This window comes from Vibrio sp. 661, from assembly GCF_033339315.1.
GTDB classification, from domain to species: Bacteria; Pseudomonadota; Gammaproteobacteria; order Enterobacterales; family Vibrionaceae; genus Vibrio; species Vibrio alginolyticus.
Genome location: NZ_JAWOUJ010000008.1, coordinates 14,648 through 39,351, shown reverse-complemented (window position 1 = coordinate 39,351; position 24,704 = coordinate 14,648). Strand labels below are relative to the sequence as shown.

Here is a 24,704-nt window from a genome sequence, read left to right as displayed (position 1 = left end):
GCTTACTAGCCGAGGAGTTTGTCTTCGACTAGCTCAATTTCGTTCTTTAGTTTGGCAATGAATTTTAGCTTACGAACTCGGTCTGCGGCTTCAGCCCATAGACCATCATCAAGCTCTTGCTCGACGCTTGCCAGATGCTGTTTGTACATTTTGCTGACCTTAGAGTCGAAGTCAAAAAGCGCCGATTCAGGATCGGAGTTGTCAGCAATCTCTTCCAGTTCTTCGCGCAGTTCCATTTGCTCCATTAAGAACATCGGATCTTGCATTGTTTGCTGTTCACCTCGGATCTCAACACCTTGCTCAGCGAGGATATACTCGGCGCGAGAAATAGGATTTTTCAGAACTTGATAGGCATCGTTGATTTGCGCCGCCTTTTGCACCGCCATCAAACGGTCACGTTCTGAGCCCGTTGCAAAGTTATCCGGGTGGAAGCGTTTTTGTAGTTCTCGGAACTGAGAAGAAAGAAGGCTACCATCCAGCTTAAACTGACTTGGTAGCCCAAATAATTCAAAGTGATTCATTAAGTTCGGGTCCTAGTAAAGCCTTCCGGACTCGTTTGCCCAGAAGGACAATCAATTAGACGTTGAAGCTTTCACCACAACCACATTCACTTTTCGCGTTAGGGTTGTTGAATTCAAAACCTTCATTCAACCCTTCTTTCACGTAATCCAATTCAGTACCATCTAGGTACACTAAGCTCTTTTGATCGATGATAATTTTCACTCCAGAGAGTTCAAATACTTCGTCTTCTTCATTGAGCTCATCAACAAACTCAAGTACGTATGCCATGCCGGAACAACCAGTCGTCTTCACTCCAAGACGTAAACCGATACCTTTGCCTCGGTTATCTAGGAATGCTCTTACGCGACTTGCCGCTGATTCTGTCATTGTGATGGCCATACTGCACCTTAGTCTGTCTAAATTTCGATTGGAATGGGAGCGTCAAAGCTCCCATTATATTACGGAATAATTATTCTTGGTGTTTTTTCTTGTAGTCAGCAACCGCTGCTTTGATTGCATCTTCAGCAAGAATAGAACAGTGAACTTTCACTGGTGGAAGCTCTAGCTCTTCAGCAATCTCAGAGTTTTTAATTGCTGCCGCTTCATCAACTGACTTACCTTTTACCCACTCAGTTACTAGTGAGCTTGATGCGATTGCACTACCACAACCGTATGTTTTGAACTTCGCATCTTCGATGATACCTTCAGGTGTCACTTTGATTTGAAGCTTCATTACGTCACCACACGCAGGAGCGCCAACCATGCCGCTACCTACTGATGGATCTTCTTTATCGAATGAACCAACGTTACGTGGGTTCTCGTAGTGATCAATTACTTTTTCGCTGTATGCCATGATAAATTACCTCGAATCCTCTATTTCAATCCCTGAGATTAATGGTGAGCCCATTCAACAGTGCTCAAATCAATCCCTTCTTTGTACATATCCCATAGAGGAGACATGTCGCGTAGCTTAGTCACTGCAACGCGGATTTGTTCAATTGCGTAATCAATTTCTTCTTCAGTCGTGAAACGACCAAACGAGAAACGAACCGAGCTGTGAGCCAATTCGTCATCCATGCCTAGGGCACGAAGAACGTAAGAAGGCTCAAGGCTTGCAGACGTACAAGCACTACCAGAAGATACCGCTAGATCTTTAAGCGACATTAGTAGTGATTCACCTTCTACGAATGCGAAGCTGATGTTTAGGTTGTGTGGTACACGCTGCTCAAAGTCACCGTTTACCGTCACTGCTTCTAAGTCTTTCACGCCATCAAAAAGACGGTTACGAAGCGCTAAAGCATGATCGTAATCTTTTTGCATGTCTTCTTTTGCAATGCGGAATGCTTCACCCATACCTACGATTTGGTGAGTAGGAAGTGTACCAGAGCGGAAACCACGCTCATGACCGCCACCGTGCATTTGCGCTTCAAGACGAATACGAGGCTTACGACGTACGTAAAGTGCACCGATACCTTTAGGACCGTAAACTTTGTGAGCAGAAAGTGAAATTAGATCAACTTTCATCTCTTGAACGTCGATTGGTAATTTACCAGCAGATTGCGCAGCATCCACGTGGAAAACAATTTTACGCTCACGGCACAGTTCGCCGATCGCTGTAATGTCTTGAACCACACCAATCTCGTTGTTTACATGCATAATAGACACAAGCACGGTGTCATCACGCATGGCTGCTCTAAGCTTCTCTAGATCGATCAAGCCATTTGATTCTGGCTCAAGGTAAGTCACTTCAAAGCCTTCACGCTCAAGTTGACGACATGGGTCAAGAACGGCTTTGTGCTCTGTTTTACAAGTGATTACGTGCTTGCCTTTCTTCGAGTAAAAGTGCGCTGCACCTTTAATCGCAAGGTTGTCTGATTCTGTCGCACCAGATGTAAATACGATTTCGCGAGGATCTGCATTTAGAAGGTCAGCAATTTGCTCACGAGCAGTATCGACCGCTTCTTCTGCCTGCCAGCCGTAACGGTGCGAACGTGACGCTGGGTTGCCAAATGTGCCATCCATTGTCATGTACTGAACCATTTTTTCAGCAACACGTGGATCAACTGGACATGTAGCGGAATAATCAAGATAAATCGGCAGTTTCATTCTCTACTCCAATGTAAAAAGCTGACCGCTAAGAGCGGACGTTTACACCGATGGGCGCGGCGGTTGTATTTTTGTTTGATAGCCCATGGGTTACCGCCAGATCAATGTCCTGACGATCAGAAATTTCGAGTACTTCATTGTCTGTCATCAACTCACCAAGAGTGATGTTATTCAAAAAGTCACTAATGCGAGAGCTTAGGTCACGCCACAGCGTGTGAGTAAGGCAACGTGTTCCACCTTGGCAATCTCCTTTACCTTGGCATTTGGTTGCATCTACTGACTCATCAACGGCAGCAATCACGGTACCAATAGCGATACTGTGAGCGTCGGCACCAAGTCGGTAACCACCACCAGGACCACGAACGCTGGCAACGAGACCTGCTTTACGCAATTTTGAAAATAGCTGCTCTAAGTAAGAGAGCGAGATCCCTTGACGCTCTGAAATATCAGCTAGAGGTACAGGGTTTTGTTGCGAATGCAGTGCCACATCCAGCATGGCTGTCACCGCATATCTTCCTTTAGATGTAAGTTTCATACCACACCGTATCCACATGGTTTGTAATGGTTAAGATTTTTCCATACCTGAGTAATTTGGTCAAGTATTTATTTGACCATTTTACTCAGGTATTCATCCTCACATCTAAAGTGGTTATTATTCACTCAGAACTTCTTTTCTATCGAAGTCAAAACGCCTCGTAGAATATTAAGTTCTTGGGTTTCTGGTCGAGCACGAGAGAACAAACGGCGCAACTTATTCATCACCTGTCCAGGTTGCTCTTTGTTAATAAACTGGGTCTCAACCATCACCTTTTCAAGATGCTCGAAGAACAATTCGAGTTCTCGATGACGCGGGTATTCTTCCGATTCATTTGGGGAAAACTGGCTTTGCTCTAAGTTCAAGTGTGCAACTCGCACTTCGTAACTGAGAGTTTGTACAGCCATCGCTAGGTTAAGCGAGCTGTACTCAGGATTAGCGGGAATACAAACATGGTAGTGGCACTTTTGTAGCTCTTCGTTTGTCAAACCAGTTCTTTCTCGGCCAAACACGAGCGCAACCGGATGCTTTCGGCCTTCAACTGCAAATTTCTCACCGCATTCACGTGGCTCGAGCATTGGCCATTCTAATGTACGAGAGCGGGCGCTAGAACCCACAACAAGGCCACAATCTTCAACCGCTTCTTCTAATGTGCCGACAATCTTTGCATTTTGAGCAATATCACCAGCACCCGCAGCTAAAGCAAGAGTTTGTTCATCCACTTCACATTGTGGATCGACTAATACTAGTTGGTTTAAACCCATCACTTTCATTGCTCGAGCTGCTGAGCCAATATTGCCTGAATGAGAGGTACCTACGAGTACAATTTTTACTTGATCCAACATCTGTGTTTGCTACCTAAATTAAAACCGCAGAATGTTATCATAGTTTTTTAAGACACCCTAGAGGCAAGCAGACCTCTCTTCTCATTCTTGGTTATTGTTCTCGTCCGCAGTATGATCTGTACACTCAGTCGGCCGCAATTAGAGTAAAAAATAACCACTTCCCTTTTTGATTATCTCTGGTATACTCGCCGCCGCTTTCATTTGTTCTTTAACATCCGTTGGGAAATTCGTATGCATCCAATGCTAAACATTGCTATTCGCGCTGCGCGAAAGGCAGGCAATCATATTGCTAAATCATTAGAAAACACTGATAAAGTAGAATCTACTCTTAAAGGCACTAATGACTTTGTCACTAACGTAGACAAAGAAGCAGAATACATCATCATCGATACTATCAAGCAGTCTTACCCTGAGCACTGTATCGTTGCTGAAGAACAAGGTCTTATCGAAGGTAAAGATAAAGACGTACAATGGATCATCGACCCTCTGGATGGCACCACTAACTTTGTAAAAGGTTACCCAACTTTCGCGGTTTCTATCGCTGTTCGTATTAAGGGCAAAACTGAAGTTGCTTGTGTTTACGATCCAATGCAAAACGAGCTATTCACTGCACAACGCGGTGCCGGCGCTCAACTAAACAGTGCACGTATTCGTGTTGCTCAACTAAAAGACCTTCAAGGTACTGTTCTAGCAACAGGCTTCCCATTCAAGCAGAAACAACACGCTGAGTCTTACATCAAGATCGTTGGTGCGCTATTCACTGAATGTGCTGATTTCCGTCGTAGCGGCTCTGCTGCTCTTGACCTTTGTTACGTGGCTGCTGGCCGTGTTGATGGTTACTTCGAGCTAGGCCTAAAACCTTGGGATATGGCAGCAGGTGAGCTTATTGCTCGTGAAGCTGGCGCAATCCTAACAGACTTTGCTGGCGGCACTGACTACATGAAGTCTGGTAACATCGTTGCTTCAAGCGCTCGTGGCGTAAAATCTATCCTTAAGCACATCCGCGAAAACGGTAACAGCGCGATCCTTAAGTAAGATTTGAAAGTCATATATAGCCCGTCACGCTGATGACTTTAGAAAGCCCCGCTCATTGAGCGGGGCTTTTTTATTTCGAACAATCAGCCTGTTTGTAGAAACGGTCGTAGTCAGATAAGTGGTCTATTTTTACGTGCTTAACCTTCCATATTTGTTCCTTCATTAAAAACTGCAGCGAAACCGTGACTGGCTGGTATACATCACCAAAGCCATTTACAGAAAGACATCCAACTCCTCCATCCTCACTGTACTCTTCAAAGTAAGACAGCTCTGTAACCAAACTTGATGGGATAGATGATAAAAATGGAAATTGATGACCAAATTTTATTGGGTGAGACTTAATACTGTTCAGCTCTTCAATCGATAGATTTGGTCCTGCCATAGCTTCTACCACCTCTATATACTGCATCTTGTATAAATTATTACGTATATCAAGGTAAGTATCGTGGAGTGGACTTGCGATGCAGGGCGTTGAAACACTTAGTAAAACCGGAATAGGTAGAATTCTATTTAGCATAACCAACTAAACCCCAGCTTCACGGAGCGCTTGATCAATTTTACTCGGCTTAAATCTGTACTTACAAAGCCCCCACTCGCACTGCTCTAAAAGCTCACGGACATTTACCTGCCCAGTAACTCCAAAGGAAACAACACCAAAAAGAGAAACACTCCCACTGTATGTCAAAACACCATCACGAGTAGTTTTAAAAGTAACAGAAACGGCTTTTAATTTTATGCCCAGCTCTTCAACCATTTCTTTTGAAACTTCAAACTTAGTAAATCCAAGCTCACCAGATAAAGTTACTTTACCTGACTCATCAACTGCTAACTTGAACCTTTTCCCTCCAGTAACTAGCTTGGTGGTAACACCTTTATTGTGCTTGTAAGAAATCTCTACAAACTTCAGTAACTGTACTTTTATTTCAGCTTGCCTTGACATTATTTCCTCCCGAAATTGTTGAACATACTTCCGATATTCAACTCAATCAAAAAACTACAATTCAAGCTGGAAGTACCTCAAAAAAAAATGAAACTTTCAAATCTATCAGGCATAAAAAAACCGCTGATTGTTCAGCGGTTTTTGTTTTCGGTTCTCAATCTGCCTTATGGCATTTCGTCGAACTCTGCACCTTCTTTTTCTACTTGAGGTGGCATCAAGTGCTCTTTCTGGATGCCCAGTTTTAGCGCTAGTGCTGATGCTACGTAGATAGAAGAGTAAGTACCAACAGTGATACCTAGTAGTAGTGCAGTTGCGAAGCCGTGAATCATCGCACCACCCTGCATGAACAGTGCAATTACCACGAACAGCGTCGTACCAGATGTAATCAATGTACGGCTCAACGTTTGAGTGATTGAGGCGTCCATAATGTCTGAAGGTTCACCCTTACGCATCTTACGGAAGTTTTCACGAATCCGGTCAAATACAACTATGGTATCGTTGAGTGAGTAGCCCACAACCGTCAGTAGCGCAGCTACGATGGTCAGGTCAACTTCAATTTGTAGAAACGAGAAGACACCTAGCGTGATAATTATATCGTGAGCCAATGCCATTACCGCACCAGCCGCTAGACGCCATTCAAATCGCATCGATACATAAAGCAGGATACAGATCAGCGATACCAAGATCGCTAGACCACCAGCTTCTGTTAGCTCATCACCAACGTTGGGACCTACGAACTCAATACGACGCATTTCTACGCTTTCGCCAGTACCATCTTTGATAGCACCAATGATTTGGTTACCTAGCGTTTCACCAGAAACGTCATCACGTGGACGAAGACGGACCATGACTTCACGAGCACTACCGAAGTTTTGTACTGTCGCATCACCAAAGCCTTTGGAATCTAGTGCTGCACGAATCTCTTCAAGGTTTGCTGGCTGTTCAAAACCTACCTCGATAAGCGTACCGCCAGTGAAATCTAGACCCCAATTAAGCCACTTGGTTGACAAAGTGAAGATAGAAGCAGCAATCATTATAATTGAAAAAACGAATGCTACTTTCGACCAACGCATAAAGCCGATCGTCTTCTCTGCTTTTAGAATTTGAAACATATTAATTCCCAGCCTTAGATCGACAATTTATCAACGCGTTTGCCACCGTAGATCAGGTTCACGATACAACGTGTACCAATAATGGCGGTGAACATTGAAGTTAAGATACCGATAGATAGAGTAACTGCGAAACCTTTCACCGCACCTGTACCGACCGCAAATAGAATGATTGCAGTAATTAGTGTTGTGATGTTCGCATCAGCAATCGTGCTGAATGCATTCGCGTAACCTTGGTGAATTGCTTGTTGTGGACTGCGTCCATCACGAATTTCTTCACGGATACGCTCGAAGATCAGTACGTTCGCATCAACCGCCATACCGACTGTTAACACGATACCGGCTATCCCTGGAAGCGTCATGGTAGCGCCTGGAATCATCGACATAACACCAATGATAAGCACCAAGTTTGCCATTAGAGCGATGTTTGCAATCAAACCAAAGCCGCGGTAGTAAAGCAGCGTAAATAGCATTACGGCAACCATACCCCAGATACATGCTTGGATACCCATATCGATGTTTTGCTGGCCCATTGATGGACCAATGGTACGTTCTTCAACGATAGAGATAGGTGCAATCAGTGCACCAGCACGTAGTAGAAGTGCTAGGTTGTGTGCTTCTGCAGCAGAGTCGATACCTGTGATACGGAAGTTACGACCAAGAGCCGATTGAATCGTTGCTTGGTTGATGACTTCTTCATGCTTATCCAGAATAACTTTGCCTTCAGGCGTACGACGGCCACTGTCTTTGTATTCTGCAAACACGGTAGCCATTAGCTTACCAATGTTCTTCTTAGAGAACGCAGACATCTTATTACCACCTTCGCTGTCTAGCGAGATGTTAACTTGTGGACGACCATATTCATCAACACTTGAGCTTGCATCTGTGATGCTTTGACCGCCAAGAATAACGCGCTTCTTAAGCACAACTGGGCGACCATCACGGTCCATCTTGATTTCACTACCTGCTGGCGCACGACCATTTGCCGCTGCCGATAGGTCAGCTTTATCATCAACTTCACGGAATTCAAGCGTTGCCGTAGCTCCGAGAATTTCTTTTGCACGAGCAGTGTCTTGAACACCAGGCAGTTCAACCACAATGCGACTAGCACCTTGACGTTGAACCAATGGTTCCGCAACACCTAGTTCGTTGACACGATTACGTAAAATCGTAATGTTTTGCTCAACAGCATAGTTACGGATCTCTTGTAAACGTTGCTCAGTAAAGGTTGCAGTAAGAGCGTAACGGCCATTTGAATCAGAATCGACAAAAACCATGTCCGGGTGATTCTTTTCTAGCGTTGCTTTCGCTTCTGCTAATTGCTCTTCGTTACGCAACAACACTTCTACCGCTTCTTTTCCAGAAGGGCGGATTGCACGGTAACGAATCTTGGCGTCACGAAGTTCGCTACGGAAAGCTTCTTCTTGTTGACCAACAAGCTTTTCCATCGCTGCATCCATATCCACTTCCATTAAGAAGTGAACACCACCGCGAAGGTCAAGACCTAGCTTCAATGGTGACGCGCCAATCGCTTCTAGCCAATCGGGTGTAGAAGGTGCAAGGTTAAGTGCAACAATTGTGTCTTTGCCTAGCGCTTCGCTGATGACATCACGAGCACTGATTTGTGTGTCAGTGTCGTTAAAACGAACAAGAATTGATCCATCTTCGAGAGCAATGGATTTATGAGAAAGTTGCTCTTTGTTAAGAGCAGTAGTGACAGCATCCAGCGTTGACATATCTACAGAGGCGCCACGCGCCCCTGTAACTTGAATAGCCGGATCTTCACCGTAGATATTTGGAAGTGCGTATAACGCAGCGGTGATGATGGCAAAAAGCACCATCAAGTACTTCCATAATGGATAACGGTTTAGCACAGCGAGGATCCTTTAGCTGTTTTATAGAGACTTAAGCGTACCTTTTGGTAGCACTGCAGTGATGAAGTCTTTCTTGATTACTACTTCATTGTTCGCGTTAAGCTCAATTGAAATGTAGTCATTGTCTTCAGCAATCTTAGTGATTTTACCCACTAGGCCACCGCTAGTTAAAACTTCGTCGCCTTTGCCCATAGAAGCCATTAGGTTTTTGTGTTCTTTTACGCGTTTCGCTTGTGGGCGGTAAATCATGAAGTAAAAGATCACTGCGAACATGCCAAGCATGATTAGCATTTCAAAACCACCGCCTGCTGGCGCGCCTTCTGCTGCTGCGTGAGCCTGAGAAATAAACATTAAAACATCCTCATTATATTTTATTGATAATCAAACAAATTGGGCTTTCGCATTTTAGATTCAAGTCTGAGAGTAACTAATAGAGATCGCTCTCTCAAAAATAACGTGCGTTAGCCTACTTTATTAGCAAAAGCCTCTGGCGACATGCCAAAGGCTTTAATTCTTTTAGTTTTTCAATTACTGCTCTTTTGCTAGTGGTGGCACTTCACGACCACGACGCTCATAGAACTCAGTAACAAATTCATCGAAGCGATCTTCATCAATTGCTTTACGAATGCTTTCCATCAGACGCTGGTAGTAACGCAGGTTATGGATTGTATTCAAGCGAGCGCCTAAGATTTCATTACAACGCTCTAAATGGTGAAGGTACGACTTGCTGTAGTTTTGACAAGTGTAACAGTCACAATGCGGATCCAATGGTGTTGTATCCGTTTTATGTTTCGCATTACGGATCTTGATCACACCACCAGTCACAAATAAGTGACCATTACGTGCGTTACGCGTTGGCATTACACAGTCAAACATGTCGATACCACGACGAACACCTTCAACCAAGTCTTCTGGCTTACCTACGCCCATCAAGTAGCGAGGTTTGTCTTCAGGAAGTTGAGGACAAGTATGCTCAAGAATACGGTGCATGTCTTCTTTAGGCTCACCTACTGCCAAACCACCAACCGCATAACCGTCAAAACCGATTTCCGTTAGACCTTTTACCGACACATCACGTAAATCTTCGTAAACACCACCTTGAACAATACCAAATAGGTTGTTTGGGTTTTCTAGCTTCTCGAAGTGGTCACGTGAACGCTGTGCCCAGCGTAATGACATTTCCATCGATTTCTTCGCTTCATCATGTGTCGCTGGGTATGGCGTGCACTCGTCAAAAATCATAACAATATCAGAGCCCAGGTCTTTTTGAATTTCCATCGACTTTTCTGCGTCCATGAAAATCTTGTCACCGTTTACTGGGTTACGAAAGTGAACACCCTCTTCAGTGATCGTACGCATCTTACCAAGGCTGAATACTTGGAAGCCGCCTGAATCAGTAAGAATAGGACCGTGCCAGTTCATAAAATCGTGCAGGTCACCGTGCATTTTCATCACTTCTTGACCAGGACGTAGCCACAGGTGGAACGTATTACCTAGCAGAATTTCTGCACCAGTACCTTTTACTTCTTCTGGTGTCATACCTTTAACGGTACCGTAAGTACCTACTGGCATGAACGCAGGAGTTTGAACAGTGCCGCGTTCGAAAGTCAGTTGACCACGACGTGCATTGCCGTTTTTCTTCTTAAGATCGAATTTTAATTTCACGATGCCTCCGGGTGTCAGAGAAACAGTCTGACTGAGTGTTTAGGGCTCTACCCTACTTTAAGGAGCGGTCGCTTTTCCTTGCGAGAGACAAAGCAATGGATGCTTTATTTCCTAGCTTACTGCTAGCACTCGTAAATCTATTTTTAACTACGCCGTTTTCTTCTTGATGAACATTGAATCGCCATACGAGAAGAAACGGTATTTGTTTTCCACCGCATGTTTGTAAGCATTCATGGTGTTCTCGTATCCAGCAAATGCACTCACCAACATGATCAGTGTTGATTCAGGCAAGTGGAAGTTTGTGATCAAGCAATCCACCAACTGATATTCGTAACCAGGGAAAATAAAGATTTCTGTATCGCCAAAGAATGGGGCCAGCTCAGTCCCTTTTTGCAATGCGTCTTGCGCTGCACTTTCAAGTGAACGCACAGATGTGGTACCAACAGCAATAATTCGTCCGCCACGCGCTTTCGTCGCTTTAATTGCGTCGACGACTTCTTGTGGTACTTCTACGTACTCGGCATGCATGTGGTGATCGTTGATATTTTCCACTTTTACTGGCTGGAATGTACCCGCCCCAACGTGCAAAGTAACGTAAGCAAACTCTGCACCTTTCGCTTTGATTTTCTCCAAGAGAACATCATCAAAGTGAAGGCCCGCCGTCGGTGCCGCAACCGCACCTGGCTTTTGATTATATACCGTTTGGTAACGCTCTTTATCTGCATCTTCGTCTGGACGGTCGATGTAAGGAGGAAGCGGCATATGGCCGATTTCTTCCAGAATTTCTAGTACCGTCTTATCAGAACTAAATTTCAGTTCAAATAAAGCATCATGGCGTGCAACCATTTCTGCTGAATATTCATCATTCTCGCCAACAATAATGGTTGTACCTGGTTTTGGTGATTTAGAGCAACGAACGTGCGCGAGGATGCTTTTCTCATCCAACATGCGCTCCACCAGCACTTCTAATTTACCGCCCGATTCCTTGCGGCCAAAAAGACGAGCAGGAATAACACGAGTATTATTAAACACCACTAAGTCACCGGGTTGAACTTGGCCCAATACATCAGTAAATGTGCCATCAATGAGCTCTCCGGTATTGCCGTCCATTTGCAGCAGTCGGCTAGCGGTACGCTCTGGTTGAGGGTAGCGAGCGATGAGTTCATCTGGAAGGTCGAAATGGAAATCTGATACTTGCATGTTACTTGTCTTATCTATTGGTCAAATCACGTCTAGGCGACGATAAAATTGCGACGAGTTTTTCGCAGCAGACTAGTATATGTTTACATGCTGCAATAGCAAGCAAATCACCAGAATATAGCAGTAAAAGCCATGGTGAAGAGTGTAATAAAACGTGAAAAGCCTCGATTACTTGGCACTATTTTTAATTTGAGCCCCAAAGAGAGAACATGAAAAAAGCAAAGCAACGTATACCGCTGCTTATTAGTTTGGCATTCCAATCGCCCTATCAAACCTCACGCTTTCGCCACAAGAATAACGGCACGAATAAACCCAATAACCAAAACCCTAGACTGCCACCTTCATCATCTGAGCCTTTGAAATCACAGTTATTGGTCGCAATGCCATCGTGACACTCTTTATTGTCACCACTTTCATTGTTAGCACTTTTGATAAAATTCGGCGCAATGATGTAACGACTTGGTGGCGCATCGGCAGTGATGTAAGACTGTACCCAGTCGTAATAGTGGCTCACCTTGGTGTAGAAACTTGGGATCGTCAAAGAGCCACACGTTGGTAGAATAAGGGGGCCGCCACTAACAATACCAATTTGTTTGCCGGTCGCCACATCGACCAACGGGCCACCACTGTCACCTTTACATGCAGAGTTGCCATATTGAGTATGGCTATCTGGCTCCAATACATGGTTTTGTGTTGGTAGCGTACAAATTTTGGTTTGGTTGTCTCTTGAATCAATGATCCCCGGAAAACTGCTGCCAATTTCTAAACGCTCATAACATTTGTCGATGGGTAAAAATGTGCTAATGGTGGTTTTGAGCGTATTAGAAGGTTCAGAAGCATCCGGCTGAGTAGCCCCCCATCCAAACACTTGCACATTTTCGACACGTTGATTGGTCAGGTAATTATCGTTCCAATCCGCCACCAAACGTGCTTCGATACTCTCCATGTCAACTTTACTCGCTAGGTCAGCAAAGTTCGCGTTTGCCACTGGGCGCGTGAGATACAGCAACGCGATGTCTGAATCTAAACCGGTTTGGATAGGTTTCACGTTGCCATTACTGTCGGTCTCAGCTTTTGAAATCCGGGTGTAATCCGGATGAACCACAACGTGAGACACCGGATAAAAGTTATCAAGCCCTGCAGAATTAAGTTCATACGCATTCGCATTCACCGACAGCTCACCCGGCGGGGTCACATAGTAGGTTGCTTCATTGGTTCCTTGTCCCATCACCACACAGTGCGCCGCAGTCAGTACCCATTGCTCTGTCAGCATCGTTCCACCACACAGCGGAAACTCTGCCATGTTACTTGCTCGCAAAGTAACGCGGTCAACAGGATCGGTTTGTTCATCTCCTAACACAATCGCCTGTGTTGATGGCACACTGAATGCCGCCACTGCCAGCGCAATAAGTTTGTTACACGTTGTTCGTTTCATCTAGGTTGCTGTCTTCAATTTGGTAAGCCTGGACGTATCTTCTTCGAGAGAAGAATCTTGGAAAATCCAGCGAATAAAAATGTGCGATTCAATTCATTGGATTACCTTGGGAACACATTCAATATCAACTAAAAATGCCAACTGACTCGCACACAAACCGACTTATTCAAATTAATAAAAACACCAATAAAACACAGATTACGCAGCCCATCAGCATTGTGCTATTTAATTGATGAAAAACGAGTTAGCTCCCAGATATACAGAAAAATATTCTCTATATTTAAGAGAAGGACAATGCCGCTGGAGGTCTCTATGATCAAGGTTGAAGACATGATGACTCGTAATCCTCATACCTTACTGCGCACGCACACCTTGCGTGATGCAAAAAGCATGATGGATGCGCTTGATATTCGACACATTCCGGTTGTTGATGCCAATAACCACTTACAAGGCTTGGTGACTCAACGCGACATTCTTGCTGCTCAAGAATCGAGCTTGCACCCAGATGAGGCTGAACAATCTTTTACTTTAGACACACCGCTCTACGAAATGATGCACACCAATATCATGACGGCAGAGCCTATCGCGGGGCTCAAAGAGAGCGCTATCTATATGCAAAAGCATAAAGTTGGCTGTCTACCTGTTGTCACCAAAGGTCGATTGGTCGGCATCATTACTGACAGTGACTTTGTGACCATTGCGATTAACTTATTGGAACTGCAAGAAGAAGTGGAACCTGAAGAAATCGAGCAGGAAGAGTAGTACGCAAGCGTATTCTCTTTGTTGTAAGTTTCGTTTTTACACCGGTTAAACGAAAAAAGAGCGGCAGGGTTGCCGCTCAAAATGCCATTACTGACGCTGATTAAGGAAGTGTTTCTCTGCCAATTAGAATTGGTCTTCTTCGGTCGAACCTGTCAATGCTGTCACTGAAGAGTTACCACCTTGGATAGTATTGGTCATTCTATCGAAGTAACCTGTACCTACTTCTTGTTGGTGCGCAACAAACGTATAGCCTTTTTCAGCTGCTTGGAATTCAGGACGCTGAACTTTCTCAACATAATGACGCATACCTTCACCTTGAGCGTAAGCGTGCGCCAGTTCAAACATGTTGAACCACATGTTGTGAATGCCTGCTAGCGTGATGAATTGGTACTTGTAGCCCATGTCTGCCAACTCTTGTTGGAACTTAGCAATGGTTTCTGCATCTAGGTTCTTCTCCCAGTTGAAGGACGGCGAACAGTTGTACGCCAACAATTGATCTGGGTATTCAGCGTGAATTGCTTCTGCAAACTTACGTGCTTCTTCCAAACATGGCGTAGCCGTTTCACACCAAATCAAGTCTGCATATGGTGCGTAAGCCAGGCCGCGAGAAATCGCTTGGTCGATACCCGCGCGAACGCGGTAGAAACCTTCTTGAGTACGCTCACCTTCGATGAAGTCTTTATCATATGGGTCACAATCTGAAGTAATGAGATCCGCCGCATTCGCATCAGTACGAGCAATAACTAATGTTGTTGTACCCGCTACGTCAGCAGCCAAACGAGCTGCAACGAGCTTTTGTACCGCTTCTTGCGTAGGAACTAATACCTTACCACCCATATGGCCACACTTTTTCACCGATGCTAACTGGTCTTCAAAGTGAACGCCCGCGGCACCGGCTTCGATCATCGATTTCATTAGTTCGTAAGCGTTAAGCACACCACCAAAGCCCGCTTCAGCATCCGCTACGATAGGTAGGAAGTAATCAATACCACCTTCATCTTCAGGCGTCTTACCAGCAGCCCACTGAATTTGGTCTGCACGACGGAATGAGTTGTTGATACGCTTTACTACTGACGGTACAGAATCTACTGGGTAAAGAGATTGGTCTGGATACATCGTCGAAGCGGTGTTGTTATCCGCCGCTACCTGCCAGCCTGACAAGTAAATCGCTTCAATACCTGCTTTAGCTTGTTGAACCGCTTGACCACCCGTTAGCGCACCAAGACAGTTTACATAACCTTTTTTCGCACTACCGTTGACCAGTGACCAAAGTTTGTCTGCACCACGTTGTGCAATTGTGTTTGCAGGCACCATAGAGCCACGCAGTTCCACCACTTCCTCGGCAGTGTAAGTACGCTTCACATTTTTCCAGCGTGGGTTAGTTGCCCAGTCTTTTTCCAGAGCTTCAATTTGTTGGCGGCGAGTTAAGTTAGTCATTGGTCTATCCCTCTTTATAATTTGCACTTTATGCGTGTGCGTTGAGTTTCCGTTCTCAGGCAGTACTTCCCTATCTGCCTTGAAAATCCTTCACGTTATTGGTGTTACAGTTATTCTTTATTAATCCAGGTAGTCATAACCAGGAACTGTCAAAAAGTTGGTCAGTTCATCGCTCGTCGTGAGCCTTGCCATTAAGTCTGCTGCTTCTTCAAATCGACCCGCATGGTAGCGCTGCTCGCCAATTTCTTGCTTCACGACTTCAATCTCCTCTTTGAGATAGAGCTCGAACAGCTCTTTAGTGACCTTTAATCCGTTGTCTAGCGACTTGCCGTGTTGAATCCATTGCCAGATAGAGGCGCGTGAGATTTCTGCCGTTGCTGCGTCTTCCATCAGTCCGTAAATCGGCACACAACCATTGCCAGAAATCCAAGCTTCGATGTATTGCAGCGCAACGCGAATATTGTGGCGCATTCCGCCTTCAGTGCGCTCGCCTTCACAAGGCTCAAGCAGTTCAGCTGCTGTAATAGGCGCATCCTCTGCACGGCTCACATCCAACTGGTTGGTGCGTTCACCCAGCACAGCACTAAAGACTTCCATAGCAGTGTCAGCCAAACCTGGATGAGCCACCCAAGTACCGTCGTGGCCGTTGTTAGCTTCTAACGATTTGTCAGTCTGGATCTTGTCTAATACTTTTTGATTCTCTTTCGGGTCTTTAGCTGGGATAAATGCGGCCATTCCTCCCATCGCGAAAGCACCTCGTTTATGGCAAGTACGTACCAATAATCGCGAGTAAGCGTTTAAGAATGGCTTGTCCATCGTTACCACTTGGCGATCTGGCAGTACTCGGTCTGAGTGTTTTTTCAATGTTTTGATATAGCTAAAGATGTAATCCCAGCGACCACAGTTCAAACCAACGATGTGTTCTTTAAGCGAGAACAGAATCTCGTCCATTTCGAATACCGCTGGTAAGGTTTCAATCAGCACAGTCGCTTTGATGGTGCCTGTATCCAAACCGAAATAGTCTTCCGTGAAATGGAACACTTCGCTCCACCACTTCGCTTCGTGATGCGATTGCAGTTTTGGAAGGTAGAAATAAGGGCCGCTGCCTTTTTGAAGTAACGCTTTGTAGTTGTTATAGAAATACAGAGCGAAATCGAATAGCGCACCTGGAATGATCTGACCGTGCCACGTAACGTGTTTTTCTTTTAAATGAAGGCCGCGAACACGGCAGATCAACACCGCTGGGTCATCTTCCAGCTGATAATGTTTGCCATTGCCAGGATTGGTGTAACTGATGGTGCCATTAACAGCATCGCGCAAGTTAATTTGACCATCCAGCACTTTACTCCATGCAGGAGACATTGAATCTTCGAAGTCTGCCATGAACACTTTTACATTCGCATTCAGTGCGTTAATCACCATCTTGCGGTCAGTTGGTCCGGTAATCTCCACACGGCGATCTTGCAGATCTTGTGGGATTCCTAGGATCTTCCAACTTCCTTCACGGATGTCTTGTGTCTCTGGTAGAAAATCTGGTAGCTCACCAGCATCAATACGTGCTTGCTTCTCTTCTCTTGCTTCCAGCAACTGTTCAACACGTCCGGCAAATTTTTCACACAGTAGAGATAAAAAGGTTTGGGCTTCAACAGGGAAAATTGCTTGATGTTCTGGAGCAACGACTCCATTCACCTCAAGCATGCCTTGGGTTTGCTTTAGTTGTTGTGTTTTTTGTTCTGTCTGAGCAAGCATAATCATTCATCCTTAACGTGCTTTATCAATCTTGGGCAGTCAGCGTAAAGCTACATTTGTAAGTTATGAACAACAAATTACATCCTTTAACTTTGTGTTCAACTCGTCTAGCCATGCCGATAGATTGCGTAATGCTACGTGTGTTTTCAATCTAGACATAAGTCGTATCGGCCTTTAAATAAGCTATATCAACAAAGGGTTTAGTGAAACCCCCAATATAAACAAAACAGAAAATTCAAAGTTTTATTCCGCAAGGTAAAAACCATCTATCAAGCGCCTTATTTTGTAAGTTATTACGTAATAAAATTACATTAAATTTAAAGTCGTTTTATCATTTCAAACAAGCGTATGAATATTGACAGGTAAACAAACACCTTGTATTCACAAGGGCTGAAGAGATGGATTTAAACAGGGGTCAAACAAGGTATGCAGGGCTTTGTGTAAAATTAACATTGTGAAATTTCACTATTTTATGAAAGCTTCATCAAAGAAGAGCTGTAAAATTTTACAAGTCAAAGTTTACCAACAGAATAAAATACTAGAAAGCGCACTGTTTCCAGTGCGCTTTTAGATAAATAATGGAGAAGTAAGGGCTAATACTAATAGCTAAAGCAGCTCTGAAACGACTTCTGCAAGTTGATTAAATGTTTTCGTTCTTGACGAGCTCGGACGCCAAACTAAGCCGATTTCGCGATAAGCTTGTTTACCTGGAGGATCGATCACGACTAAATTCTGGTTATGCAGCAAGCCATGGTCGATAGCCATTTGAGGAATGAACGTTGTTCCCAAACCATTCGCAACCATTTGCACCAGTGTATGGAGACTGGTTGCCGTAAACGGATTGATTTTTTCTTTGTCTGTTAATTTACACGCTGATACCGCATGTTCCGTTAAGCAATGTTCTTTCTCTAGTAGAAAGACGGATTCGTCAGGTAAATCCGCGTAACGAATCGGCACAGGGACCGATTGGGCTTGATTAGCGCTTATAACCATTCGAAACGGATCCTTACCCACTACTCGGCTTTCCATCCCATCAATTTCGACTGGTAACGCTAAAATAAGCACATCCAGCTCACCATGTCTGAGCGCTTGGAGTAAGTTTGTCGTCGTGTCTTCTCTTAATAAAAGGTTCAGTTGTGGGAAACGGTAGTTCACCTCTTGTACCAAATCACACAGTAAAAACGGAGCAATTGTTGGTATGCATCCTACTTTTAGCTGGCCTTGCATATCGTCGCCTTGGCACATACGTCCAAGCTCGACCAAATCTTGCCCTTTTGCTAACAGCTCTCGCCCCTGCTTTACTACCATTTCTCCTGTTTGGGTAAAAACCAGTGGACTTTTCTTGTCTTTCTTTTCATATAATGGACAGCCAATCAACTCCTCTAAGTTTTGAATACCCTTACTTAAAGTCGACTGACTGACAAAACAACGCTCTGCAGCGTCACTAAAATGTCTTGTTTCATGCAGTGTGACTAAATAGTGTAACTGCTTCAAACTGGGCCATTTATTCATAATTGTATTTGTATCTACCGCCGTTCCAGTGATCGAGTTAAGAGTTTTGTTATTATCGTTTTTTTCGATTAACTCAATCTATTTATTTCGCTTTTTTCAATACTACAATCTGTACTATAGTTTGTCTCGTACAAACACGAACCAAACCGACACAACTGAATTCGGTTTGGAGCTAACCATACTTTTTAGGAGCAAAAAAATGGTACTAGTAGGTCGTCAAGCCCCTGATTTTACTGCAGCAGCTGTTCTAGGTAACGGTGAAATCGTTGAAAACTTCAACTTTGCAGAGTTCACTAAAGGTAAGAAAGCAGTAGTATTCTTCTACCCACTAGATTTCACTTTCGTTTGCCCATCTGAGCTAATCGCATTCGACAACCGTCTAGCTGACTTCCAAGCTAAAGGTGTTGAAGTAATCGGTGTTTCTATCGATTCTCAGTTCTCTCACAACGCATGGCGTAACACTGCTATCGAAGATGGCGGTATCGGCCAAGTTAAGTACCCACTAGTTGCTGACGTTAAGCACGAAATCTGTAAAGCTTACGACGTTGAGCACCCAGAAGCAGGCGTTGCTTTCCGTGGTTCTTTCCTAATCGACGAAGAAGGCGTTGTACGTCACCAAGTAGTTAACGACCTACCACTAGGCCGTAACATCGACGAAATGCTACGCATGGTTGACGCTCTTAACTTCCACCAGAAGCACGGCGAAGTATGTCCTGCACAATGGGAAGAAGGTAAAGCAGGTATGGACGCATCTCCAAAAGGTGTTGCAGCGTTCCTATCTGAGCACGCAGCTGACCTAGGCAAAAAATAATAGACCTTCACCCTAGCTCAACGGGTGTGATGGTTGGATGTATATAAAGCAATAAGCTAATGCGGAAAACCGCAAACGCCAATCAGTCTAAGTAAAGTCCTATCAAAGCCCAGAGCCTCTGCTCTGGGCTTTCTTTTTCCTTCAGATAAACCGCCAAAATGAGGTAACGCTTTAGCGTAAACTTTACCTCTATTTATCATCTCCTCCATACAGATTCTGCTTACTGGCCCTGTTAATATCTTAGCCACAACACTTATTTGTAACGTTAGCAGGATGAATGAACGTGGTTACTCACCTAGAAGTCTGTATTGATAATATTGAATCTCTGCACTACGCCATTGCTGGCGGCGCCACTCGGATTGAACTTTGCTCCTCTTTGGCTTTAGGCGGACTAACACCCAGTTATGGTTTTATGCAGCAAGCGGCTAAGCTTTCGAGTGTTCCAGTTTATGCCATGATCCGCCCACGCCAAGGTGACTTCTTCTACAATGAAGAAGAGATCGAAATGATGCGTTGGGATATTGAAGCGGCTCACCAATCAGGCTTGAGCGGTGTCGTGTTCGGCGTGCTCACTCAAGACGGTGATATTCATATGCCTTACGCGGCTGCGCTGTGTGAATTTGCTCAAGCGCTTGGCTTAGGCGTGACCTTCCATCGTGCCTTTGACCAGTGTCGTGACGCTGAAAAAACTTTGGAAGAAGTGATCAGCTTAGGTTGTGAACGTATTTTAACCTCCGGTCTTGCGCCTTCAGCACCACAAGGGATCGATGTGCTTAGAGCTTTGGTTAGGCAAGCCCAAGGACGCATAGCAATCATGGCGGGGGCTGGCGTTAATGCGAGTAACGTACGTGCGTTAGTAGAAGACACTCAAGTTCCTGAAATCCATCTGTCAGGCAAAACCACACGCCCTAGCCAAATGACCTTTGTTGCTGAACAAAGCAAAATGGGCGCATCCGATGTCGATGATTTTTTAATCCCCATCACAAGTACACAAGCCATAACCGATGTCGTAGCAACTCTCAAATAGACCACCGTAACCTCACGCGCATAGCTTTTGAGTGCTAACATATTGTTTATCAAGGAGTGAGGAAAGGTGTATGTCTAAATTGAAGAAAAAGGAATACGAAAAGGAGCTCAAAAACCTTCAAGTTGAGCTCGTAAAACTTCAAGAGTGGGTCAAACACAAAGGGTTAAAAGTGGTGGTTCTGTTTGAAGGCCGTGATGCTGCGGGCAAAGGCGGAGTGATAAAGCGAATTACAGAAAAGCTAAACCCGCGTGTTTGTCGCGTAGTGGCTCTGCCTGCACCGACCGAAAAAGAAAAAACGCAATGGTACTTCCAACGTTACGTCGCTCATTTACCATCTGCTGGTGAAATCGTTTTATTTGACCGAAGTTGGTATAACCGAGCAGGTGTCGAAAAAGTCATGGGGTTCTGTACTCCAGACGAATACGAGGAGTTTTTACGCTCTTGCCCTGAATTCGAGAGAATGTTGCAACGCTCTGGGATTATTCTGATTAAGTATTGGTTTTCGGTTTCAGACGAAGAGCAGGAAAAACGTTTTCTAGGTCGAATTAATACGCCGATCAAACGTTGGAAATTCAGCCCCATGGATTTGGAGTCACGTCATCGCTGGGCGGAGTATTCGGAAGCAAAAGATAAGATGTTTGCCTATACAGACACGAAAAGCTGCCCTTGGTGGGTCGTCCCTTCAGATGACAAAAAGAAAGCGCGCTTGAACTGTATCAGTCATTTACTAAGCCAGATTGATTACAAAGCACTTGAGTACTCACCCATCGAATTACCTGAACTCAATAAAGAAGGTTACGTCAGAGCGCCCATTGATGATCAGACCTTCGTTCCTGATAAATATTGACGTGCTTTCCTTCTCTCTAATAAATAGACCAGCCTAAAAGCTGGTCTATTTATTGAAGTCAGTTACTTCAGTACGTCATCAATACTTTGATCACCTAGATGGCGTACATCTTTCCCTTTCACGAAGTAAATAATGTATTCACAGATGTTCTGGCAGCGGTCCCCCACGCGTTCAATCGCGCGCGCCGACCACATCACTTGCAGAATATTAGGGATATTTTTTGGATCTTCCATCATGTAAGTCATCAACTGACGAATCACCGCTTCATACTCGGCGTCTAGTTTGTCATCTTGTTTATGCACCTCTGCTGCCGCTTCTACATCCATGCGGGCAAACGCATCTAAAACCTGATGCAGCATATTAATTGCCTGACGGCAGAGAGGCTCTAACGACACTTGGAATTGTCGTTCTTTTGATGATGGGCTTTCAATGGCAACGTAAGCAATGCGTGTCGCCACATCACCGATGCGTTCTAAATCCGTGATCGTTTTGATGATAGCCATGATTAAGCGCAAGTCTTTTGCCGTTGGCTGACGCTTAGCAATAATGCGTGTACAGGCGTCATCGATCGAGACTTCCATCGCATTCACTTTATGATCGTCACGCACAACCTTACGCGCCAGTTCGATGTCTTCTTTATGCAAGGCTTGAATAGCATACGAAAGCTGCTGCTCTACCAAGCCTCCCATGGTTAATACATGAGTACGAATCGATTCTAGCTCTACGTTAAATTGTCCTGAAATATGACGTCCAAAGTGCATGATGTTCCTTATTCCGTATAGAGTCGCGACTTAACCGTAGCGACCCGTAATGTAATCTTCGGTCTGTTTCTTCATTGGCGAAGTGAAGATCGAGTCCGCGTCAGAGTATTCAATTAACTTACCCATATGAATGAATGCAGTATGATCGCTCACTCTCGCCGCTTGTTGCATGTTATGGGTAACGATAACCACAGTATATTGAGTCTTCAGCTCATTGATAAGCTCTTCAATAGTTAAAGTTGAGATTGGATCCAACGCTGATGTTGGCTCGTCCAATAACAGGACTTCCGGCTCAATCGCCACCGCGCGCGCAATGACCAAGCGCTGTTGCTGACCACCAGATAAGCCAAATGCGTTCTCATGCAAGCGGTCTTTTACCTCATCCCACAACGCCGCCGAGCGCAAGGATCGCTCCACTGCGTCATCTAAACTGCGGCTGTTTTTTACACCTTGTAAGCGTAAGCCATAAACTACGTTTTCATAAATTGACTTAGGAAATGGATTGGGTCTTTGAAACACCATCCCCACTCGGCGTCGAAGTGTCGCAACATCGACATTAGGATGATAAACATTCTTGCCGTGGAGACGCACTTTACCTGTGACTCGACACCCTTCCACTAAGTCGTTCATGCGATTGATGCAACGTAATAACGTCGACTTTCCACACCCTGAAGGACCGATAAAAGCGGTGACTCGCCCTTTGGGAATTCGCATCGAAATATCATGCAGCGCCTGAGTTTGACCATAGAACAGATTAAGGTTCTCGATTGAGATGGCTGTTTGTTCATCCGTTAAATTATGAACATCCAATGGTGGCTCATAACCTAATGTACTATCAAAATTAAACATACTTAATCTTGTCCTAACGTTCTGTATTTTTCTCGTAAATTATTGCGAATACTGATTGCTGTTAAGTTTAGCCCGACAATCACTGTCACGAGTAAGAAAGAGGTAGCATAAACTAATGGTCGCGCCGCTTCGATGTTGGAGGTTTGAAAGCCAACATCGTAAATGTGAAAACCTAAATGCATGAACTTTCTATCCAAATGCACATAAGGGAATTGTCCGTCAACCGGTAAACTGGATGCCAATTTCACGACCCCCACCAGCATCAGTGGCGCTACTTCGCCAGCTGCACGCGCAATCGCAAGGATCAAACCTGTGATAATAGCTGGCGTCGCCATAGGCAAAACCACGCGCCATAGCGTTTCGAACTGAGTTGCACCAAGTGCCAGAGAGCCATGTCGTACGGAGCTCGGAATTCGAGTTAAACCTTCTTCTGTCGTCACAATCACAACTGGAAGCGTCAGCACGGCAAGAGTTAGTGCTGACCATAGCAAACCCGGCGTACCAAAGGTTGGTGCTGGTAGCTTCTCCGCATAGAATACGTTGTCGATAGAGGCACCAATCGTATAAACGAAGAAACCTAAACCAAACACGCCATAAACAATCGATGGAACACCCGCTAGGTTTATAACCGCAATACGAATAACTCTGGTTAGAGCGTTATTCTTAGCATATTCATGTAGATAGATAGCGGCGATCACCCCGAGTGGCATCACAATGATCGACATGATGAGTACTAAGAAAACCGTACCAAATATCGCAGGGAACACGCCTCCTTCGGAGTTAGACTCTCTTGGATCTTCAGATAAAAACTTCCAAACCTGTTTTCCCCAATGCATGACTTTATCAGGCAGTGACATTTGGTTTGGATACCAATAGTCCAAAATATCTTCGAGCGGAATCGATACTTGTGACCCCGTCATATCCTCGGCAATCAAGGCATAGTCAGAGAGCTGAAGTCGTAAACCATCAAGTTGCAAATCTAACGTCGCAAGCGCTTTTTCTATCTGCTCTTTTTTCGTCTGATTTTCCTTTAAGAAGCTTTCTGTCAGCGTGTCATTCAATTCATGCTTGCGCTTTTCTAATCGCAACTGCTCTAGCTTCCAACCAAGCTCTTTAAGCTGATCGACCACCAAAGAATCAATCTCATGGCGCAGAGTTTCTGCATCATCAAGCTTTTTATTTAGTACCGATTGAATATCACTGGTGTATATATTATCGCCATCTTGAAACGCCACCAGCTTACCAAAGAAATAACCACCGCTACTGCGCTCTATCACCGCCCACTCTTTTGGCGTCGTGGGCTCATCCAACTGCATTTGCAATACGGAGATAAAATCGGCGGGATACAACTCTCGGTTAGCGATTTTGATGTTGAGTCGCGTGGCAAAATCTTCATCGTCTTCTAACTGTTGTGCTGCGCTTTCAGGCAAATAACTCTTCGGTACAAAGCTGCGCTCATACACTTGACCAATCAGAATAGTATTTTCATGTAGCACTTCGCCTTGTACAGGAGTCAGCGCTGCAACATTCCACTGATACAAAGGCGCTGGCCAAAAGTAAGTCAGGCCTTTCCAGCCGATAAGGAGTAACAACCCTAATACCGACAACAAACTGATGCTGACTGCACCGCCTGTTAACCATATCCACGGTGCGCCAGAACGAATCCAATTTAACACGTTATTACTCGCTCTTTATTCAAACCAT

The 24,704-nt window shown here is 44.7% G+C and carries 25 protein-coding genes; 5 read left to right on the top strand and 20 right to left on the bottom strand.

Annotated features, from left to right (window positions below; genetic code table 11):
* Window positions 1–5: 5 nt before the first annotated feature.
* The 6 genes from hscB to trmJ all read right to left on the bottom strand — a co-directional run bounded on the left by hscB (window position 6) and on the right by trmJ (window position 3,987).
* Window positions 6–521 carry a co-chaperone HscB gene (hscB, locus tag R7P69_RS14895; RefSeq protein ID WP_042521163.1) on the bottom strand — a complete coding sequence of 172 codons (516 nt, stop codon included), beginning with the start codon at window positions 519–521 and terminating at the stop codon, window positions 6–8.
* 55 nt (window positions 522–576) lie between these two features.
* Entirely contained in the window at window positions 577–900 is a 324-nt protein-coding gene (iscA, locus tag R7P69_RS14890; protein ID WP_005381717.1) for an iron-sulfur cluster assembly protein IscA, read from the bottom strand.
* A gap of 70 nt (window positions 901–970) precedes the next feature.
* On the bottom strand, window positions 971–1,354 hold the full coding sequence (iscU, locus tag R7P69_RS14885; protein WP_005381718.1) for a Fe-S cluster assembly scaffold IscU: 384 nt from the start codon (window positions 1,352–1,354) through the stop codon (window positions 971–973).
* Window positions 1,355–1,392: 38 nt separating this feature from the next.
* Window positions 1,393–2,607, bottom strand: coding sequence for an IscS subfamily cysteine desulfurase (locus tag R7P69_RS14880; RefSeq protein WP_005381719.1), 1,215 nt, complete (start codon window positions 2,605–2,607; stop codon window positions 1,393–1,395).
* A 28-nt stretch (window positions 2,608–2,635) separates the two neighbouring features.
* Complete coding sequence (gene iscR / locus R7P69_RS14875; protein WP_005381720.1) at window positions 2,636–3,142, bottom strand: Fe-S cluster assembly transcriptional regulator IscR; 507 nt, start codon at window positions 3,140–3,142, stop codon at window positions 2,636–2,638.
* Between the two features lie 125 nt (window positions 3,143–3,267).
* A complete protein-coding gene (trmJ, locus tag R7P69_RS14870; protein ID WP_017633919.1) occupies window positions 3,268–3,987 on the bottom strand; it encodes a tRNA (cytosine(32)/uridine(32)-2'-O)-methyltransferase TrmJ in 720 nt (239 codons plus the stop codon).
* A 231-nt stretch (window positions 3,988–4,218) separates the two neighbouring features.
* On the opposite strand from trmJ, the gene suhB reads away from it, so the two are divergent.
* Entirely contained in the window at window positions 4,219–5,022 is an 804-nt protein-coding gene (suhB, locus tag R7P69_RS14865) for an inositol-1-monophosphatase (RefSeq protein ID WP_005381722.1), read from the top strand.
* Between the two features lie 70 nt (window positions 5,023–5,092).
* Here suhB and R7P69_RS14860 read toward each other — a convergent pair whose 3' ends face one another.
* From R7P69_RS14860 to R7P69_RS14825, 8 genes are all read right to left on the bottom strand, one after another.
* Window positions 5,093–5,404, bottom strand: a complete 312-nt coding sequence (locus R7P69_RS14860; RefSeq protein WP_017633920.1) for a hypothetical protein — start codon at window positions 5,402–5,404, stop codon at window positions 5,093–5,095.
* 141 nt (window positions 5,405–5,545) lie between these two features.
* Window positions 5,546–5,962, bottom strand: coding sequence for a hypothetical protein (locus R7P69_RS14855; RefSeq protein ID WP_017633921.1), 417 nt, complete (start codon window positions 5,960–5,962; stop codon window positions 5,546–5,548).
* A gap of 164 nt (window positions 5,963–6,126) precedes the next feature.
* Window positions 6,127–7,074 carry a protein translocase subunit SecF gene (secF, locus tag R7P69_RS14850; RefSeq protein ID WP_005383689.1) on the bottom strand — a complete coding sequence of 316 codons (948 nt, stop codon included), beginning with the start codon at window positions 7,072–7,074 and terminating at the stop codon, window positions 6,127–6,129.
* Window positions 7,075–7,088: 14 nt separating this feature from the next.
* The gene (gene secD / locus R7P69_RS14845; protein WP_081248148.1) at window positions 7,089–8,945 is read right to left on the bottom strand and encodes a protein translocase subunit SecD; all 1,857 of its coding nucleotides are present in this window, start codon (window positions 8,943–8,945) and stop codon (window positions 7,089–7,091) included.
* Between the two features lie 21 nt (window positions 8,946–8,966).
* A complete protein-coding gene (yajC, locus tag R7P69_RS14840; RefSeq protein ID WP_005381725.1) occupies window positions 8,967–9,296 on the bottom strand; it encodes a preprotein translocase subunit YajC in 330 nt (109 codons plus the stop codon).
* A 177-nt stretch (window positions 9,297–9,473) separates the two neighbouring features.
* A complete protein-coding gene (tgt, locus tag R7P69_RS14835; protein WP_005381727.1) occupies window positions 9,474–10,610 on the bottom strand; it encodes a tRNA guanosine(34) transglycosylase Tgt in 1,137 nt (378 codons plus the stop codon).
* 147 nt (window positions 10,611–10,757) lie between these two features.
* Window positions 10,758–11,810, bottom strand: a complete 1,053-nt coding sequence (queA, locus tag R7P69_RS14830; RefSeq protein ID WP_025768859.1) for a tRNA preQ1(34) S-adenosylmethionine ribosyltransferase-isomerase QueA — start codon at window positions 11,808–11,810, stop codon at window positions 10,758–10,760.
* 268 nt (window positions 11,811–12,078) lie between these two features.
* Window positions 12,079–13,245 (bottom strand): trypsin-like serine protease, encoded by a 1,167-nt coding sequence (locus tag R7P69_RS14825; RefSeq protein ID WP_017820563.1) that lies wholly within the window; start codon window positions 13,243–13,245, stop codon window positions 12,079–12,081.
* 312 nt (window positions 13,246–13,557) lie between these two features.
* On the opposite strand from R7P69_RS14825, the gene R7P69_RS14820 reads away from it, so the two are divergent.
* On the top strand, window positions 13,558–14,007 hold the full coding sequence (locus R7P69_RS14820; protein ID WP_017820562.1) for a CBS domain-containing protein: 450 nt from the start codon (window positions 13,558–13,560) through the stop codon (window positions 14,005–14,007).
* 123 nt (window positions 14,008–14,130) lie between these two features.
* Here R7P69_RS14820 and aceA read toward each other — a convergent pair whose 3' ends face one another.
* From aceA to R7P69_RS14805, 3 genes are all read right to left on the bottom strand, one after another.
* The gene (aceA, locus tag R7P69_RS14815; protein ID WP_005381733.1) at window positions 14,131–15,444 is read right to left on the bottom strand and encodes an isocitrate lyase; all 1,314 of its coding nucleotides are present in this window, start codon (window positions 15,442–15,444) and stop codon (window positions 14,131–14,133) included.
* Window positions 15,445–15,564: 120 nt separating this feature from the next.
* A complete protein-coding gene (gene aceB / locus R7P69_RS14810) occupies window positions 15,565–17,193 on the bottom strand; it encodes a malate synthase A (protein WP_017820561.1) in 1,629 nt (542 codons plus the stop codon).
* A gap of 606 nt (window positions 17,194–17,799) precedes the next feature.
* Entirely contained in the window at window positions 17,800–18,705 is a 906-nt protein-coding gene (locus tag R7P69_RS14805) for a hydrogen peroxide-inducible genes activator (protein WP_005383681.1), read from the bottom strand.
* 199 nt (window positions 18,706–18,904) lie between these two features.
* Between R7P69_RS14805 and R7P69_RS14800 the strand changes: the two genes are divergently transcribed.
* The 3 genes from R7P69_RS14800 (at window position 18,905) to ppk2 (ending at window position 21,390) form a co-directional block, all read left to right on the top strand.
* Window positions 18,905–19,516, top strand: a complete 612-nt coding sequence (locus R7P69_RS14800) for a peroxiredoxin C (RefSeq protein WP_005381738.1) — start codon at window positions 18,905–18,907, stop codon at window positions 19,514–19,516.
* 283 nt (window positions 19,517–19,799) lie between these two features.
* Complete coding sequence (locus tag R7P69_RS14795; RefSeq protein ID WP_158174221.1) at window positions 19,800–20,543, top strand: copper homeostasis protein CutC; 744 nt, start codon at window positions 19,800–19,802, stop codon at window positions 20,541–20,543.
* A gap of 70 nt (window positions 20,544–20,613) precedes the next feature.
* Window positions 20,614–21,390, top strand: coding sequence for a polyphosphate kinase 2 (ppk2, locus tag R7P69_RS14790; RefSeq protein WP_047102160.1), 777 nt, complete (start codon window positions 20,614–20,616; stop codon window positions 21,388–21,390).
* Window positions 21,391–21,452: 62 nt separating this feature from the next.
* Here the strand turns inward: ppk2 and phoU are convergent, their stop codons facing one another.
* Genes phoU through pstA form a run of 3 tightly spaced genes read right to left on the bottom strand, consistent with a single transcriptional unit; the run spans window position 21,453 to window position 24,676 of the window.
* On the bottom strand, window positions 21,453–22,151 hold the full coding sequence (phoU, locus tag R7P69_RS14785; RefSeq protein ID WP_005381744.1) for a phosphate signaling complex protein PhoU: 699 nt from the start codon (window positions 22,149–22,151) through the stop codon (window positions 21,453–21,455).
* A 30-nt stretch (window positions 22,152–22,181) separates the two neighbouring features.
* A complete protein-coding gene (gene pstB, locus R7P69_RS14780; protein ID WP_005381745.1) occupies window positions 22,182–23,000 on the bottom strand; it encodes a phosphate ABC transporter ATP-binding protein PstB in 819 nt (272 codons plus the stop codon).
* Window positions 23,001–23,002: 2 nt separating this feature from the next.
* Window positions 23,003–24,676, bottom strand: a complete 1,674-nt coding sequence (gene pstA / locus R7P69_RS14775; RefSeq protein ID WP_151514535.1) for a phosphate ABC transporter permease PstA — start codon at window positions 24,674–24,676, stop codon at window positions 23,003–23,005.
* Window positions 24,677–24,704 lie beyond the last annotated feature (28 nt).

Bases quoted from the DNA above. Each gene is read 5' to 3' on its own strand.
- iscU (WP_005381718.1), bottom strand. From the start codon at position 1,354: ATGGCATACAGCGAAAAAGTAATTGATCACTACGAGAACCCACGTAAC.
- iscR (WP_005381720.1), bottom strand. From the start codon at position 3,142: ATGAAACTTACATCTAAAGGAAGATATGCGGTGACAGCCATGCTGGAT.
- R7P69_RS14860 (WP_017633920.1), bottom strand. From the start codon at position 5,404: ATGGCAGGACCAAATCTATCGATTGAAGAGCTGAACAGTATTAAGTCT.
- iscA (WP_005381717.1), bottom strand. From the start codon at position 900: ATGGCCATCACAATGACAGAATCAGCGGCAAGTCGCGTAAGAGCATTC.
- R7P69_RS14855 (WP_017633921.1), bottom strand. From the start codon at position 5,962: ATGTCAAGGCAAGCTGAAATAAAAGTACAGTTACTGAAGTTTGTAGAG.
- ppk2 (WP_047102160.1), top strand. From the start codon at position 20,614: ATGTCTAAATTGAAGAAAAAGGAATACGAAAAGGAGCTCAAAAACCTT.
- suhB (WP_005381722.1), top strand. From the start codon at position 4,219: ATGCATCCAATGCTAAACATTGCTATTCGCGCTGCGCGAAAGGCAGGC.
- trmJ (WP_017633919.1), bottom strand. From the start codon at position 3,987: ATGTTGGATCAAGTAAAAATTGTACTCGTAGGTACCTCTCATTCAGGC.
- secF (WP_005383689.1), bottom strand. From the start codon at position 7,074: ATGTTTCAAATTCTAAAAGCAGAGAAGACGATCGGCTTTATGCGTTGG.
- R7P69_RS14805 (WP_005383681.1), bottom strand. From the start codon at position 18,705: ATGAATAAATGGCCCAGTTTGAAGCAGTTACACTATTTAGTCACACTG.
- R7P69_RS14800 (WP_005381738.1), top strand. From the start codon at position 18,905: ATGGTACTAGTAGGTCGTCAAGCCCCTGATTTTACTGCAGCAGCTGTT.
- aceB (WP_017820561.1), bottom strand. From the start codon at position 17,193: ATGCTTGCTCAGACAGAACAAAAAACACAACAACTAAAGCAAACCCAA.
- pstB (WP_005381745.1), bottom strand. From the start codon at position 23,000: ATGTTTAATTTTGATAGTACATTAGGTTATGAGCCACCATTGGATGTT.
- queA (WP_025768859.1), bottom strand. From the start codon at position 11,810: ATGCAAGTATCAGATTTCCATTTCGACCTTCCAGATGAACTCATCGCT.
- R7P69_RS14880 (WP_005381719.1), bottom strand. From the start codon at position 2,607: ATGAAACTGCCGATTTATCTTGATTATTCCGCTACATGTCCAGTTGAT.
- phoU (WP_005381744.1), bottom strand. From the start codon at position 22,151: ATGCACTTTGGACGTCATATTTCAGGACAATTTAACGTAGAGCTAGAA.
- aceA (WP_005381733.1), bottom strand. From the start codon at position 15,444: ATGACTAACTTAACTCGCCGCCAACAAATTGAAGCTCTGGAAAAAGAC.
- R7P69_RS14820 (WP_017820562.1), top strand. From the start codon at position 13,558: ATGATCAAGGTTGAAGACATGATGACTCGTAATCCTCATACCTTACTG.
- hscB (WP_042521163.1), bottom strand. From the start codon at position 521: ATGAATCACTTTGAATTATTTGGGCTACCAAGTCAGTTTAAGCTGGAT.
- yajC (WP_005381725.1), bottom strand. From the start codon at position 9,296: ATGTTTATTTCTCAGGCTCACGCAGCAGCAGAAGGCGCGCCAGCAGGC.
- R7P69_RS14825 (WP_017820563.1), bottom strand. From the start codon at position 13,245: ATGAAACGAACAACGTGTAACAAACTTATTGCGCTGGCAGTGGCGGCA.